Source organism: Agrobacterium larrymoorei (assembly GCF_013322225.1).
GTDB lineage: Bacteria > Pseudomonadota > Alphaproteobacteria > Rhizobiales > Rhizobiaceae > Agrobacterium > Agrobacterium larrymoorei_A.
This window is the reverse complement of sequence record NZ_JAAMFB010000027.1, coordinates 98752-113885: the sequence shown is the minus strand read 5'-3', so window position 1 is coordinate 113885 and position 15134 is coordinate 98752. Positions and strand designations below refer to the sequence as shown.

Below are 15134 nucleotides of genomic sequence, written 5' to 3'. Positions count from 1 at the left end.
TTTTAACATTGCCTCGGCTAGAGGCTATTGAACCGAGCGATCAACTCCGCTGCATTCTTGATACCAGCCGCCTTCATCACCCTGGCGCGATGGCTCTCGACGGTTCTGACGGACAGCGCCAGTTCTTCGGCGATCACCGCATTTGTCTTGCCTTGTGCCACGAGTGCCAAGATTTGCCTCTGACGATCAGTGAGTTGCAGCCGCTCCCCCGAAACGGAGCGTGCGATGGGCTGAAAGCAGTAAAGAGCCTCTGCGAATGGATCGGCCAGGTTTCTACTGCGGCCATGAACCTGACACCAGAACGAATGACCGCTCCCATTCGTCATGATCCGTTCGTCATAATAGACCCGTCCTTCTGGCAGGTGAGCACTCCACATCAGCCCTGTTCGAATAAAATCATCGTGTTTCGGATATAGCCGCGCAAAGCTCTTATTGACCAACTCTTCTCGAGCGTACCCGAACAGAGCCAAGAACTCTTCATTGCAATCCCGAATGATGCGGTGGGTCGCAAAGACCATGGGTACAGGCAGGTCAGCCAAGGAAAAACGAAGCGTGGATGTCTCGACGGGCATGATTTTCACCGACATTATGCAGTATAAATACTGCTAACCGAACGCCCAGGCAACGGTTACCATATCTGCAACTTCGATTTGGGAAGCGGAGTGGTTGAGGAGGAGACATGCGAAAGGTTAGCACTGACGCAGTACAGGCCCTGTCCGGGGCATTGGTCAATGGCATGACAATCATGTCAGGCGGGTTCGGACTTTGCGGGATACCGATGACGTTGATCGAAGCGATCCGTCTTTCCGGGGTAACGGGCCTCACTGCCATCTCGAACAATGCTGGCGTAGACGGCTACGGGCTCGGGATATTGCTTGAAAGTAAGCAGATCAAAAAAATGATCTCGTCTTATGTCGGTGAAAACAAACTTTTTGCCGAACAATATCTCTCCGGCGCTCTAGAGTTGGAATTCAATCCACAGGGAACACTTGCAGAGCGCATCCGCGCCGGCGGCGCCGGAATACCGGCATTTTACACGAAGACCGGTGTCGGCACCCTGGTCGCCGAAGGTAAAGAGGTCCGTCGGTTCGGTGACGATGAGTATGTCATGGAAACAGCCCTCATAGCCGACATTTCGCTGGTGCACGCCTGGAAAGGCGACACAGAGGGAAACCTCGTCTATCGCAAAACTGCGCGGAACTTCAATCCGATGATGGCGACAGCGGCCAGACTGACCGTTGCCGAAGTTGAACACCTTGTTCCAGCTGGAGAAATTGACCCTGACGCGATCCATACGCCGGGGATATTCGTGCAAAAAATCGTACATGTACCAAACACGGAAAAAAGGATCGAGCAGCGCACGGTGAGAAAGCGGGAGGTTGCCTGATGGCTTGGACGCGCGAACAGATGGCCGCACGGGCTGCCCGAGAGTTGCAAGATGGCTATTACGTTAACCTCGGAATCGGCATCCCGACACTTGTCGCAAATTACATCCCCGAGGGTATCGAGGTTACGCTTCAGAGCGAAAATGGAATGTTGGGAATGGGCCCCTTCCCTTTCGAAGGCGAAGAGGATGCGGACCTTATCAACGCAGGCAAACAGACGATCACTCAACTGCGAAAAACGAGCTATTTCTCCTCCGCCGACAGCTTTGGCATGATCCGTGGCGGCCACATCGATCTGTCGATCCTGGGTGCTATGCAGGTTTCCGAAAGCGGCGATCTGGCCAACTGGATGATCCCGGGCAAGATGGTCAAGGGCATGGGAGGAGCCATGGATCTCGTGGTGGGTGTGAAGCGTGTCGTCGTCGTGATGGAGCATGAAGCGAAAGGCGAGTCGAAACTTCTTTCCGAGTGCACCCTCCCGTTGACGGGTAAACGGGTCGCCGATCTCGTAATAACGGACCTCGCTGTTTTCGACGTTGCGCGCCAAGGTCCGGCGAAGATGACCCTGATTGAGCTTGCCGACAAGGTTTCTTTAGACGAAGTCGCCGCCAAAACCGCGGCGCAATACGAGGTGCGGATTTCCGGCACCGGAGGAAAACTATCGTGACAAAACGACCATCGATCGTCATTGCATCCGCCGCGCGTACTGCTGTCGGCTCGTTCAACGGCAGTTTTGCCAATACGCCTGCCCATGAGCTTGGAGCAACCGTTATCAAGTCTGTTCTAGAGCGGGCCGGTATCGGTGCATCGGAAGTAGATGAAGTCATTCTCGGACAGGTACTGACTGCTGGGCAGGGGCAGAACCCGGCGCGGCAAGCAGCGATGAAAGCCGGCATCCCTCAGGAAGCTACCGCCTTCGGCATCAACCAGCTTTGCGGTTCGGGGCTTCGAGCAGTGGCGCTGGGCATGCAGCAGATCGCAACAGGTGACGCAGAGATCGTGGTTGCGGGTGGGCAGGAATCCATGTCCATGGCACCGCACTGCGCTCATCTTCGCGGGGGTGTGAAAATGGGCGACTTGAAAATGGTCGACACCATGGTAACGGATGGCCTGACCGATGCCTTTTATGGCTACCCCATGGGCATCACTGCGGAAAACATCGTCCGGCAATGGCATTTGACACGCGAAGAGCAGGATCAATATGCCGTGCGCTCGCAAAACCGCGCCGAAGCCGCACAAGTCGAGGGGCGCTTCCGGGATGAGATCGTCCCCTTTGTCATCAATGGTCGCAAGGGTGACCTCACGGTGGATATGGATGAATATATTCGCACTGGTGCCACCCTCGAAAGCATGTCCAGACTGCGGCCTGCCTTCGACAAGGAGGGCAGCGTGACGGCCGGCAACGCCTCTGGTCTTAACGATGGTGCCGCAGCCGTGCTTTTGATGACCGAAGAGGAAGCGGCAAGACGCGGTATCGAGCCGCTGGCACGGATTGCCTCTTGGGCAACGGCTGGCGTCGATCCGCAAATCATGGGCACAGGCCCCATCCCCGCATCACGTAGAGCGCTTACCAAGGCGGGCTGGTCTATCAACGAACTCGATCTGGTGGAAGCCAACGAAGCGTTTGCAGCCCAATCCTGCGCTGTCGTCCGAGATCTGGGGCTCGATCCCGAGATCGTCAACGTCAACGGCGGCGCGATTGCGATCGGCCATCCCATCGGCGCATCGGGCGCGCGCATTCTCAACACGCTTTTGTTCGAGCTCAAGCGCCGCAACGCGAGCAAGGGTCTGGCCACACTCTGCATAGGTGGCGGCATGGGTGTCGCCATGTGCGTGGAAGCGTTTTCTTAAGCTAGGAGCCGGATTGGGGAGGTGAGCCTGACGTCTCCGATCCCGCCTTGTCTTAATAATCGGGATCGCCCCGCAGGTGCGGTCCCGGCTTTCCGATTTCATGTCTCGCTCTACAAAATCGATTTCGATTTCTGTACCAATGAATGGAAGCACGAACGCAAAGCCGCTTCGCCCGTTTGCTCGCCGTGCTTCGGCACATTTTTCACTGCACGAAAATCCGCACGCTGGATGCCCTGCCATCGGCATCGATGACGGTCAGCGTTGAAAACCCCTGACCGTCTGGCGTCCACTCATTGCTACGGCGACGAGACAAATCCGACAATGGCTTTCCATTCGCAAGCCAGCGAAACGGCGCGCGACCTCCCTGCAATTTCAATACGAGCGGCGAAATCGATCCGTTGCGGTCGGAAAGTTCCACCCGCGCGCCCTCTGGTGGATAGACGATCAACGGTGAAGTTTCTCGCCGGGATGCCGATAGGAGACCGGTGGAGGTGGTACTGAAACGGCGCTGGTTTGCTGGCAGGTCGTTATAGGCCAAGCGCACGGTTCCGCTTGGTGCAGACGGAAGCGGTGTGATGGGAACGCCCGATTTCGCAAAGGCGTCGAATAAAATGGGTGCCGCTGTCGCGTAGCCCGCAATACCCGGCACAGCACCGTTATCCGCACGTCCCACCCATACCCCGATGACGTATCTGCCATCGAACCCGACCGACCATGCGTCGCGATAGCCGTAACTCGTGCCGGTCTTGTAGGCGATGCCGCGTTGCTTCATGCCCAGAGGAGGCAGAACGCCTGACAATATATCCCTGACATTCCAGATAGCGGATTTGGACAGCAGAGGATCGACATCCAGCATTGCGGGAACGTTACGTATGCCGTCGCCCAGCCTCACCGGTTGCCCCTGATTAGCTAGGCTCGCATAAAGCTGAACGAGATCGACCAGCGAAAAACCTGCTCCGCCGAGCGCGATGGCAAGGCCCGGCGGCTCTGCCTTCGGTAGCGTCATATGTACGCCAGCGCGTCTGAAGCGCACCATGAGAGCAGCAGGGCTGACAGCATCGAGCAGTTTTACGGCAGGCACATTCAGGGATAGTTGCAAGGCCTGCCGAATGCTAACATCGCCCTGATACTGCATATCGAAATTTCGTGGTCTGTAGCCGGAAAAATCCGCCGGACGATCCTCGATGATGGTTTCCTGCGAGACCAGACCGTTTTCGAAGGCGAGCCCATAAATGAACGGCTTCAGAGTGGAGCCCGGCGAACGTATGGCGTGGCTCATTTCCACCCAGCCGCGCCGGGACGTATCGAGAAAGTCGGAGGAGCCGACATCGGCGAGAATGTCTCCCGTGTGGCTATCGGCCATGACGACAGCCACAGAAACCTTGTCCCCGATCTGATCAGCAGCGCTATGCGCCAACGCTTCGAGTTCGCTCTGGATGCCGCGACGAAGTGTCGAGGCAACTGTCACCTGACGGGGAAATTTGGCGCGGGCTGCCTCGGCCAGATGCGGAGCGTAGGCCGGAAGCTCCAGTCGTCTTTGTGGAATTGCAGCAACCGACGCTCGCTCTGCTTCTCCATCACCAACCACACTGGAGACCGCAAGACGGGTCAGCACCCGTTCGCGGGCCTGTTTGGCTGCTTGCGGAAAGCGATCCGGGCGACGTTTTTCGGGCAGCTGCGGCAGAGAAACGAGAAGAGCGGCTTCGGCCGTTTCAAGTCGCCGGGGCTCCTTGCCGAACCAGGCGAGACTTGCGGCCCGAACGCCTTCGATATTGCCGCCATAGGGCGCAATATTGAGATAAAGATCAAGAATTTCGGTCTTGCTCAATCGTCGTTCAATCTGCAGGGCGCGCAGCATTTGCAGGAATTTTGCGGAGAACGATCTGTCCGCGCGCGGCTCGATTAGCCGCGCCACCTGCATGGAAAGCGTTGACGCACCGGAGACGATGCGACCGTTAGTCATCAACTGCCATGCTGAACGCCCCAAGGCCCAAGCATCGACGCCATGATGGTCGTAGCATCGCTGATCTTCGTAGGCGATAAGCATTTGGATAAATCGAGGATCAACCCCATCCGCTGTCACCTTCAACCGCCATCGGCCGTCCGGCGTAGCAAAGGCGCGCAGGAGATTACCATCCACATCGACCAGTTCCTGTGAAACGATCCTCGCGTTTCCAAGTGGCGGCGGATAGGCACGATCCAGATAATCGATGCAGTAGACGCCCGCACCGGTTAGCGATGCCGCCAGCAGAAAACCAAGTGAAAAGCTGCGCCAACCACTCATTTCTGCGCCGGGCGCACCTCCATGCGGCTTGCCGCCGTGCGGGCCGAAAATTGTGGACGATACATGTCCTCTACCGTTGCCGCGGGATTGTCGTAGGTGCCGAGGGTGACGGCGCGAACGACATAGGCCAGCGTTATTTCCGAACTATCGCCTGCGGTACGATCGAAGGCGGCAACAAAGCGGTCGTAACGAAATTCGGTGTGTGCCGTTTCGGTCTCCGGCAGCCAGTCGAAATTGGCGAGTTCAGCGCTGTTGACGAGGCTCGGATTGTCGATCTCGAAACCGGCAGGCAGCAGGTCTGTCAGCAGGATACGCGCTTGCCAGTCGTTTTGCGGCGTGGCGGTGATGACCACGACATAGCGCTGGTTCTGCTCCACATCAGAGATATTCACTTCCTCGCCTTCCAGCGAATAATAGGTCTTTTCGATGGTGAAGCCTTCGCCACCTGCAGGCAAAGGTTTCGACGGAGGTGCTACGGTGGTCACGACCGCCGTGACGGCATCGCTTGAGGCATTGGTGATTTTAACTGGCGACTGGAGAAGTTCATCGCCACTCATGCCTTTGCTGAAACCACCCTGTTGCAACTCGCCGTTTACATCCAATCGGATGTCATTATCCTCGCCTTTGACGGCGCGCGCTGCCAGAAGCATCCAGGCCTGTTCCTGCGTGCTTGTGTAAGGCTTGGCCTCCCATGCCTTGGCGACGGTGCCGATAAGCTGAGGCACAACAGCCGGGGCCGGGCGGCTTTCTGCGGCAAGTGCCAGAGAGGCTGCGCCGTCACGCAGCGCCGAACCATAATCTGCGCGGGCAAGCGTGGCGGAAGAAGATGATACCGCCATGCTGAGCGATGCGGCGAAGGCCGATTTCGACCGTGCCGCATCGCCATAAAGCGATAGGGCAGCGGCAACCTGCGCCTTGGCAAGTGGTGTGGGGAAATCGTTCAACGCAGTATCGGCATAATAGCGCAGATCGTTGATCGCGGCCTTTCTGTTACGCGCCAGCACATAAAGCGAATAGGCGATCTCGTTGCCGCGATCCTTGACATTGCTGTCGTAGGCCAGACCATTTTGCAGATTGGTCAGAGCCTGTACCATGGCGGCTTCTGGTACATCGAAGGACTGTTCGCGCGCCCGCGTCAAGAAATCGGTGATATAGGCATCCAGCCACAGATCGCCTTCGCCCGGAGACCAAAGGCCAAAGCTACCAGCGGTGGATTGAAATGACAGGACACGGTAGATTGCGTCTTGAACACGCTTGCGGATATCGGGATCATCCGCGCCACCGCCTTCCTTCATCAACTCGGATGTGTAAAGCAAAGGCAGTGCTCGGCTGGTCGTCTGCTCGGCGCAGCCGTAAGGGTACTTGTCGAGCATCATCACGAGTGCCGGAATATCAAAGGCCGGAGAGCGGGTGACGTTGACTGCGACGGAGGAGCCCACCAACATGCTTTCCGCCAGAAGATTTCCGTCGATGGTCAGGCTGCTGTTTGGCGCGATCCTGATATTGCGCCGGGTCGTGACGGGCAGAACCGAGGGGCGCACGGGTATGGTCAGCACCTGTTCCAGCGACAATCCGCTGGCATTACTCAACCGAATGGTGACCAGCCCGTCGCCCGGATATTCGCCGGTAAGCGGAACGGCAAAGGAAGCTTTGCCGCCGACTTGGAGCGCTTCGGTCCGCGAGAACTCACCCTGATCAACCGTCACCGCCATGTTGCTGGTCACGTCGATCTTATAATCTCCTGTCTCGCCGTCCGTATTGACGATATCGAGACGCAACTGTGAAACATCGGAAGGGCTGAGGAATTTCGGAGCGCTGGCAGTGACCACCAGAGGGTCACGGATGACGACATCAGAGACAGCATGACCGACGCCCGTCTTCGTCCATGCCACTGCCATGACACGCGCAGTTCCGTTGAACTGCGGAATATCGAAACTGACGGTCGCCTTTCCTTGTGCGTCCAGTTCGACCGGTCCAGCAAAAAAAGCCACCAGTTTTTCCTTCGGCGGACTTCCCTGAAGGGCAACCTGCCCACCGTCCCCACCCGTTCTGAGACGTCCGGTCGTGCCCAGTGAGCCATCGATCAGGCGGCCATAGATATCCCGAATTTCAAGTCCCAGCCTTCGCTGGCCAAAGTACCATTCATCCGGCTTTGGAGGTTCGTAGCGTGTAAGATTGAGAATGCCGACATCGACGGCAGCGACGGTGACATAGGCTTTCTCACCGGCACTTGCCCCCGTAACCTGCACCGGAATATTTATCTTCTGACGCGGCAACGTCTGTTTCGGCAGATCGAGGGCAACGGAAAGCTTACGTTCGCCGGGATCGACGGCCAGCCACTTTACGCCGATGGCGCGCATCGGCATTCGGCTTTCCTGTGCGTCTCCGGGGCGAAAGAGAGTAGCGGTGACATAGGAACCGGCGCCCCACTCTTCCGTCACTGCAATATCGACCTCGCCGCCATTCTCACCAATGTCGACGTTCTGAACCGAAATCAGCTTTTCCGAACCTGCCGCTACCATCAATTGCCCCGCAAAGCGGGAGGTAATCTGTAGTTTTGCGGTTTCGCCGATTTTGTAGCTTTGCTTGTCGAGCGCAATTTCCAGTGCATCCGGAGTTTCAGTGGAGCTTGCCGAAACAAACCAGCCAGCATCGAACTCAACACTGGAAATCGCACCGCCATTGCCTGCAGACTCGACTTCCAGGCGGTAACGACCCCAGCTAACGGGAGCAGAAATTTCGCCGCCGCTGGTATTGACGGAGAGACTGCCGGTTTCCACCTGTTTCGTGTAGACGATCGGCTCGTAACGCCAGGAATTTCCCTGGCGATACCACTGGTAATTCCGCTCCACCTTGATCAGCTTCCAGTTCAGGCCACTCATTGCCTGTCGCGATCCATCAGATGCAAGGCCGATGACGTGGAAACGTCCAACAGAGTTTTCCGCGAGATCGCCGGAAAATTCCGGCTTTATTCCAATCATACTGCCTTGCGATTTGACGGGGAGTGACAATGTGCGCTCCACGGCGCGTCCGCCTGCTTCCCGCATCCGAACGGTGATGTTGGCGGAAAGGAATTGCGTAGTGGATGGCAAATCTCCAAGCTCGACATCGAAAGTCGCTTTACCGTTTTCGTCCAGCGCAGGGAGGTTATCGAGCGTCGTGCGGCTTTCTTCTTCGGTCTCTTCATCGGCCAACCCGAAAAAGTAGCCGTCAAATCCTGCATTTGTCCGAGTTGGCTTCAGCGCAACCTCGCCCTCGAGCTCCAACCCAGCCGCCGGTGCGCCATAGAGATAACGACCATCGACTTTGATCGCAGTTTCCGCTGCCGGGTCTATTTCCTTTTCGTCGCTAGCGAGATCGAACTCGGTTCGGTCAGGCACGAAATCATCAACAAGGAAAGACTTTTCGCTGATCGCACTGGCTTTGAGGTCTGTGTAAACCCGCATTGTCCAGGTCCCGCGCATTGCGTTCTCCTGAAGCACAAGATCGATTGCGTGGCCGCCAAGCGCCTTGCCGTCACTGACAAAACGGCGATCTTCGACGCCATCAGGCCGGGAGAAGATGAAGGTAAGCGGCAGGTTTTCGATGGCGTTGCCCTCGATATTGCGCGCAAGTGCCGCAGTGTGAACGGTTTCACCAGCGCGATAAATGCCGCGTTCGGTCCAGCTGAACACGTCGATGGCGCCCGGCGCGGGGCGACCGGTCACGCCACGGTCGGAAAGATCGAAACCGGCCCTCGTCATATCAAGGAAGACATAGTCGCTATCGCCGTTACGGGCGGTTATGATGGCGGGAGACTGGCCCGCAGAGCCTCGCATCAGGCCTGCGGAAAAAGTTGCACGCCCATCTCCATCCGTCGTAGCGGTGCCAAGGACTTCATTGTTCTTGGCAAGGAGTTGCAACGCAACGCCTTTTAATGGTCTGGCATTGCTCAGCGCCCGTACGAACACATTCAGGCCATCGGTCCCGGCATAAGTCGTGATGCCGGTGTCGGAAACGAGAAACCATTGGGTCGCTCGTGAACCCCAGTTTTCCAGCGGCGTGCCGGGCGGAACTGCGGTCAGCATGTAGATGCCGGGTTTGCGATCCGGAAGTGCTTCATCCACTGGGAAGCTGGTAACGACATCCTTGTTCAGTTCGGTCTGGATATCGATGCCGCCCTGCCAGACGAGTTCGCCGATCTCGTTTTCGATCCGCTCAGCATTGTACCCATCCATTTGCGTTAGGAACTGCGAATTTGCCAGAAGCGAAGTTATGTTGCGATCGCCGACGCGATAAAGCTTGAGATCGGCGCGCTCTATGTTGACGGAAACGAGCGGAATGCCGCGGCGTGCAGTACCCGGAAGTACAAAATTGTCACCGGTGAACCGAACGGAGCCGGATCTGTCACGCACATAGATATCGAGATCGACCTGCTTCGCCAAAGGTTCTTCGACCGAAGACGGTAAGCCGGCGCGCAGAGCGATCTTGTATCTCTGGCCATGCGTCAGACCTTCGACACAAATCTCGCTGCCTTTGGCCTCGATCGCCTTGGGTGCTGCGCCATCCAGCGTGATGAAGGACGAATAATCGACACCATTCTTGACCAGTGGTTCGGAAAACTGAACGCAGGCGCGGGGTGTCAAGCTGTCGGTATCGACGGTGTTATTGACGACACGGAAGCCTTGCCGTGTTTTCAGGTCTTCGTAAATGGCTCTGGTCGCCGCTACGTCCGAAAGGGCAAGACTGGCCTTATAGGCATTAAGCGCCGCACGATAATTTTGCCCCTTGGAGAAAGCCTCCGCCAACCGGTTCAAGGCTTCTGTTCTGGCGCTAACGGTGCGGCTCATCTGATAGGCATTGATGGCTGCGGCAGGAGATTCACCCAGAATTTCGTAATTGTTTTCGACGCGGGCCTCGACGGATGAAAGTTCCGCCCAGAGCGCTCCATCATCCGGGCTCAAAGCAAGGGCGGCCTTATAACTTTCGACCGCCTGCGGAATATCCGACACCGCCTGCCGCCGTGCTGCCGAGAGAAGAACCTGAATGTCTTGCGTTTCATCGGGCTCAGGAAGAGCGGACTTCAACCTTCGCGCCTGCTGGTAGAGACTGTCGTCCACAAAGGCGAGGCGCTGGGGTGCCCCAATGTCCTGCTCCACTTCCGCCTCGACAACCTTGCCCGCGACAGCACCGGGGAAAGCATTGAGTTGGTTGTAATCGGACTTCAGAAAACACCATTTCACCTTCGGATTATAGGTAAATGCCTTACAGTTCTTGTCATCGATGCATATCGTTTCGCATTGCTGCAGAGAAACATTCTGTTCCGTGCGGAGATCAAAGCCGAAATAATCACCGTTCTGGGTCGTCACGACCTTTCGGGCAGCATCCTGTGCCGCCAGCGGAGAACCGTTTAGCGCTGCAAGAATGAAAATCGAGGCTTTCACAACAGCGCGTATGGACATCGGCTCTCCCCCAAAACGCAATGATCGGCGCAACTCTGGTCTTATTCTGCAGTCATTGTCAACGCCGAGATGCACCTGGCTCAAGTCATCTTATAAGTTAAGGAAGCTCGCCCTAATTCGACGACCGAGACAAGGTTGTGAATAGTATATTATCGAATTTGCGGGGATGACCTCAGTTGGCCACTCCATAAATCGCCCTTACCAGTCGATTGACACCTTTCTGTCACGTCATATATGTATGATGACTTCGATACAAATATGATTGGGCAGGAAATGAGCCAGACACACTACACGAACCGCTTCGCCATCGATCCGAAAACCGCAGCGAAATTCGGTACGGACGAGTTGAGAGAAAACTTCCTGCTGCCTCCATTGTTCGTAAACGACACGGTTCAACTGCACTACACCAACTACGACCGCATGATTGTCGGTGGTGCCGTGCCGGTTTCGGGCTCGCTGGAACTCGAAGCGATCAAGCCTACGGGCACCAAGTCGTTCCTGGACCGCCGCGAACTGATCGTCGTCAACATTGGCGGTGCAGGCACTGTCACTGTCGATGGGACGGCGTTTGAAGCTGGCACGCGCGACATGGTTTATGCCGGAATGGGATCGAAGGTATCCTTTGCGTCCGCATCTTCCGAAGCTCCGGCTAAATTCTACCTGCTCAGCGCCCCCGCGCATGCCGCCTATCCTGCAAAACACATCAGCATCAACGATGCCAAGCGTGTCGACCTTGGATCGCAGGCCACCAGCAACGAGCGCTCCATCTTCCAGTTCATTCATCCGGAAGGCGTAAAGACCTGCCAGCTGGTTGTAGGCATGACGAGCCTTGCACCGGGATCTGTATGGAACACCATGCCGTGCCACATCCATGACCGTCGAATGGAAGCCTATCTTTATTTCGATCTGCCCGAGAGCGCACGCGTCTTCCACTTTCTCGGAGAGCCAAGCGAAACCCGCCATCTGGTCATGAAGAACGAAGAGGCCGCTCTTTCCCCTGGTTGGTCGATCCATTCCGGTGCAGGCACTGCGAACTATTCCTTCATCTGGGCCATGGCCGGTGACAATGTCGATTATACCGATGTCGACCCTGTCACCATGGACGACCTGAAGTAAGGAGTTGAAGATGAGCGAGAGCGGAGCTTTTGTGGGTGCCGAAGATGGCAACTGGACGCCGACCGAGCCGGGCGTTTCGCGCCGGATCATGGCCTACCTGCCTGAACTGATGATGGTTGAGGTCGCATTCGAAGCGGGGGCCGTCGGCTCCCTCCATTCGCACCCTCACATTCAGGCAAGCTATGTTGCCGAAGGCCGTTTCGAGGTGACGATCGATGGCGTGAAGCAGGAGTTGGCGCAGGGCGGTACGTTCATCGTCAAGCCGGACTTGGTCCACGGGGTCAAGGCGCTGGAAAAGGGCCGTCTCATCGACACCTTCACACCACACAGGCCGGAGTTCCTGTAAGTCAGCACAATCTTGAAATCATGAAAGGGAGGCCTTCTTTGCAGAGGGCCTCCCTTTTTGCGTTGAAGGGTCTTTGCCAGACTTCATCAAGTCTTGATCTTGCGAGCCTCGGAAATCAGCATAATTGGCACGCCATCGCGGATTGGATAGGCAAGTTTCGCGCCTTCCGAGATCAGTTCGTGATTAGCGCGGTCATAAGAGAGACGGCCTTTGGTCAGGGGGCAGACCAGAAGATCAAGGAGCTTCGGATCGACATTGCTCAGCTTTTCGTCCATGCCAGCCTCATTGCAACAGGGTTCCGTTGTCGGAGCCACCTTGGGCAAGAACGATTTCCATGATGGCGATCAGCGCGTCGGCGCGCGCTTTGAGATCCGGAGCTTCCAGCAATGCTTGTTTTTCGGCAGAACCAAACGGCGACATCATGGAAAGAGAATTGACCAGAAGCCTGTTTCCGGCACGTTCCACACTTTCCCAATCCGCCTCCAGTTGATTGGCGTCGAGGAACCCCCGGAAGACACGCAGCAGTTTGTCGCGATCAATGGATCCGTCATCATCTTCGCCGGTCAGGTCAGACATGAATGGGGCCTGTTTAAACGTCCTGAAAGGCTTCCCGCCCGCAACCTCTTCAAGCAACCGGAATCGACAGACGCCAGTCAAGGACACGACGTAACGCCCGTCTCCTGTTTCGGAAAAAGACGTAATGCGACCAATGCAGCCGACGGGGCTGAGTGGCCCGCCATCGCTGCCGGCATCCGGCGCATGCAAAGCCGGTTGAACCATTCCGATCAACCGATGCGATGCAAGCGCTACATCGAACATGGCGAGGTAACGCGGTTCAAAAATATTCAGGGGAAGGTGTCCTTCAGGAAGAAGAAGGACACCGGGCAGCGGAAAAACGGGTACCGCGTCTGGAAGGTCGCTGTTCTTCACATATCTTGCATTTCCGATATGCATGGGATCGATTCCTCACCCGCTCTGATGCGCATTACGCTTCTGGCTTTTGATGGCATGTCACCGCGACAAACCACGATATCCTTTTTAAGCTCCCATTATAAACTTTAATTGTGGTGCTGGCGCGCACTCGGCAACGACATCAGGAAAACAATATGGACGAGAGCTTCCTACGCGCAGAAATCGTGGCTGGATCCTTGAAGCCCCACGTTTCGAAAAACTCGACGAGCTGTTTTCGCGCGCCATCGTCTTCGAATGTGCGGTCCTTGCGCATGATCGTCAACAACTGTTCGGCAGCCTCATCGCGATTGCCCTGAGCATTCAGGATTTTCGCAAGATTAAGACGTGACGCATGATCGTCCGGGTTGGCCGCGAGCGCCTGTTGCAAGCTGGCGGGATCGCCAAGCTTCCGTGCTTCCTCATACTGAGTCAGTTTTTTCGAAACCGCCTGAACGGCTGCATCCGACGTCACATCTTCCGGCTGCGACGAGATGAGTTCGTGCGCGCCTTCATATTGACCAACGGCAACCATGCATTCTGCAATACCTGCAATTGCCGCAGCATTGTGCGGATCGGCGTGCAGAACGGCATCGAAGAGTTGCGCGGCATTCTGATAGTCGCCGGCTTCGAACAGCTGCTTCGCCTCCGCCATCGCCGCCTCGATTTCCGCTTGCTGGTTGTCGACTGCGGGTCCGGCAACCTTTTCGATGAACTCGCGAATCTGTCTTTCAGGCACAGCACCCATGAAGCCATCAACGGGCCTGCCATCCACGAAGGCGACGATGGCCGGAATCGACTGAATACCCAACTGGCCGGGAATGGAAGGATGATCGTCGATGTTCAGCTTGACCAGCTTCACACGCCCCCCCGCCTCGTTGACAACTTTTTCAAGAGCAGGCGTCAATTGCTTGCAAGGACCACACCATGGAGCCCAAAAATCGACCAACACTGGCTGACGACGGGATTCGTCCATTACGTCTTTGGAAAAATTTGCGGTGGTCGTGTCTTTGATATGGGAAGAGTCCGAGCCCGCCGCAGCGGCTCCGAAATTTGCCGTAGCGGTCATCTGTCCGCCCATCGAGCCACCGTATGGATTGTCCGTGCCGCTCATTTTCTAGCTCTCCAACATCGAAATTTCAGGTTTGTGCCGTGACGCAAAGATCGTGGTTTATTCGGTGACTTTCAAGATGAGCGGTTCGTGACCGGTTGCCTGCAGAAAGCGAACGAGATCGCCACGGCCAATCGTCGTGGTCGCATCATTGGTCAGGGGGTGTCCGTTGATGAGATCGTGCTCCATCAACTCACTGTCGAGCACGAAGGTGACCTGCCGATCCTGATCATTTATCGCGCCGAAAACTGTGACTGAACCGGGAATGACGCCGAGATATTCGAGCATTTTTTCAGGCTTTCCGAACGAAAACTTGCTGGTCGCTCCTACCACCTTGTGAACTACCTTAAGGTCGACAACCGCATTCTCCTCGACTGTAAGGACGAAATACTGATCCTTCTTGTCCTTGACGAAGAGGTTCTTCGTGTGGCCACCGGGAATGTGGTCGCGCAGCGATTCCGACTCGGCAACGGTAAACACTGGCTCATGCAAGGTGGTCTTGTGCTCTATGGCCAAGCCATCGAGAAACGCAAAAAGATCATCCGCTGTCTTGGGCGCGCGCTCTGCTGTCGTCATATCTCGCCTTTGCCGTATTCAATTTCTTCGCTATCCTGCATAGGCAAAGTGCGCGGGATTCGCAATCCAAACCAGA

The 15134-nt window shown here is 56.4% G+C and carries 12 protein-coding genes; 5 read left to right on the top strand and 7 right to left on the bottom strand.

Annotated features, from left to right (window positions below):
- Positions 1-17: 17 nt before the first annotated feature.
- On the bottom strand, positions 18-572 hold the full coding sequence (locus tag G6L28_RS17005) for a LuxR C-terminal-related transcriptional regulator (protein ID WP_174065006.1): 555 nt from the start codon (positions 570-572) through the stop codon (positions 18-20).
- 107 nt (positions 573-679) lie between these two features.
- On the opposite strand from G6L28_RS17005, the gene G6L28_RS17000 reads away from it, so the two are divergent.
- From G6L28_RS17000 to G6L28_RS16990, 3 genes are read left to right on the top strand one after another with little or no spacing between them, the layout of a single operon-like run.
- The gene (locus G6L28_RS17000) at positions 680-1387 is read left to right on the top strand and encodes a CoA transferase subunit A (protein ID WP_174065005.1); all 708 of its coding nucleotides are present in this window, start codon (positions 680-682) and stop codon (positions 1385-1387) included.
- Positions 1387-2052 (top strand): 3-oxoacid CoA-transferase subunit B, encoded by a 666-nt coding sequence (locus tag G6L28_RS16995; protein ID WP_174065004.1) that lies wholly within the window; start codon positions 1387-1389, stop codon positions 2050-2052. The genes G6L28_RS17000 and G6L28_RS16995 overlap by 1 nt, the downstream gene beginning before the upstream one ends.
- On the top strand, positions 2049-3236 hold the full coding sequence (locus G6L28_RS16990; RefSeq protein WP_174065003.1) for an acetyl-CoA C-acyltransferase: 1188 nt from the start codon (positions 2049-2051) through the stop codon (positions 3234-3236). Before G6L28_RS16995 ends, G6L28_RS16990 begins: the two co-directional genes overlap by 4 nt.
- A 202-nt stretch (positions 3237-3438) precedes the next feature.
- Here G6L28_RS16990 and pbpC read toward each other — a convergent pair whose 3' ends face one another.
- Both pbpC and G6L28_RS16980 read right to left on the bottom strand, forming a co-directional pair.
- Positions 3439-5520: a penicillin-binding protein 1C gene (gene pbpC, locus G6L28_RS16985; protein WP_174065002.1), complete on the bottom strand. Its 2082-nt coding sequence runs from the start codon at positions 5518-5520 to the stop codon at positions 3439-3441.
- On the bottom strand, positions 5517-10961 hold the full coding sequence (locus G6L28_RS16980) for an alpha-2-macroglobulin family protein (RefSeq protein WP_174065001.1): 5445 nt from the start codon (positions 10959-10961) through the stop codon (positions 5517-5519). The genes pbpC and G6L28_RS16980 overlap by 4 nt, the downstream gene beginning before the upstream one ends.
- Before the next feature lie 273 nt (positions 10962-11234).
- Between G6L28_RS16980 and kduI the strand changes: the two genes are divergently transcribed.
- Together kduI and G6L28_RS16970 are read left to right on the top strand one after the other, a co-directional pair.
- Entirely contained in the window at positions 11235-12077 is an 843-nt protein-coding gene (gene kduI / locus G6L28_RS16975) for a 5-dehydro-4-deoxy-D-glucuronate isomerase (protein ID WP_174065000.1), read from the top strand.
- A gap of 10 nt (positions 12078-12087) precedes the next feature.
- Complete coding sequence (locus G6L28_RS16970) at positions 12088-12423, top strand: cupin domain-containing protein (protein WP_174064999.1); 336 nt, start codon at positions 12088-12090, stop codon at positions 12421-12423.
- 86 nt (positions 12424-12509) lie between these two features.
- Here the strand turns inward: G6L28_RS16970 and G6L28_RS16965 are convergent, their stop codons facing one another.
- The 4 genes from G6L28_RS16965 to G6L28_RS16950 form a co-directional block, all read right to left on the bottom strand.
- On the bottom strand, positions 12510-12698 hold the full coding sequence (locus G6L28_RS16965) for a Trm112 family protein (protein ID WP_174064998.1): 189 nt from the start codon (positions 12696-12698) through the stop codon (positions 12510-12512).
- Positions 12699-12705: 7 nt separating this feature from the next.
- A complete protein-coding gene (locus G6L28_RS16960; RefSeq protein WP_174064997.1) occupies positions 12706-13377 on the bottom strand; it encodes an LON peptidase substrate-binding domain-containing protein in 672 nt (223 codons plus the stop codon).
- Positions 13378-13516: 139 nt separating this feature from the next.
- A complete protein-coding gene (gene trxA, locus G6L28_RS16955; protein ID WP_174064996.1) occupies positions 13517-14485 on the bottom strand; it encodes a thioredoxin in 969 nt (322 codons plus the stop codon).
- Positions 14486-14542: 57 nt separating this feature from the next.
- Entirely contained in the window at positions 14543-15058 is a 516-nt protein-coding gene (locus tag G6L28_RS16950) for a prolyl-tRNA synthetase associated domain-containing protein (RefSeq protein WP_174064995.1), read from the bottom strand.
- Positions 15059-15134 lie beyond the last annotated feature (76 nt).

Excerpts from the sequence above, each read along its gene's own strand:
- G6L28_RS16970 (WP_174064999.1), top strand. The coding sequence starts at position 12,088 with ATGAGCGAGAGCGGAGCTTTTGTGGGTGCCGAAGATGGCAACTGGACG.
- trxA (WP_174064996.1), bottom strand. The coding sequence starts at position 14,485 with ATGAGCGGCACGGACAATCCATACGGTGGCTCGATGGGCGGACAGATG.
- G6L28_RS17005 (WP_174065006.1), bottom strand. The coding sequence starts at position 572 with ATGCCCGTCGAGACATCCACGCTTCGTTTTTCCTTGGCTGACCTGCCT.
- G6L28_RS16965 (WP_174064998.1), bottom strand. The coding sequence starts at position 12,698 with ATGGACGAAAAGCTGAGCAATGTCGATCCGAAGCTCCTTGATCTTCTG.
- G6L28_RS16960 (WP_174064997.1), bottom strand. The coding sequence starts at position 13,377 with ATGCATATCGGAAATGCAAGATATGTGAAGAACAGCGACCTTCCAGAC.
- G6L28_RS16995 (WP_174065004.1), top strand. The coding sequence starts at position 1,387 with ATGGCTTGGACGCGCGAACAGATGGCCGCACGGGCTGCCCGAGAGTTG.
- pbpC (WP_174065002.1), bottom strand. The coding sequence starts at position 5,520 with ATGAGTGGTTGGCGCAGCTTTTCACTTGGTTTTCTGCTGGCGGCATCG.
- G6L28_RS16950 (WP_174064995.1), bottom strand. The coding sequence starts at position 15,058 with ATGACGACAGCAGAGCGCGCGCCCAAGACAGCGGATGATCTTTTTGCG.
- kduI (WP_174065000.1), top strand. The coding sequence starts at position 11,235 with ATGAGCCAGACACACTACACGAACCGCTTCGCCATCGATCCGAAAACC.
- G6L28_RS16980 (WP_174065001.1), bottom strand. The coding sequence starts at position 10,961 with ATGTCCATACGCGCTGTTGTGAAAGCCTCGATTTTCATTCTTGCAGCG.
- G6L28_RS17000 (WP_174065005.1), top strand. The coding sequence starts at position 680 with ATGCGAAAGGTTAGCACTGACGCAGTACAGGCCCTGTCCGGGGCATTG.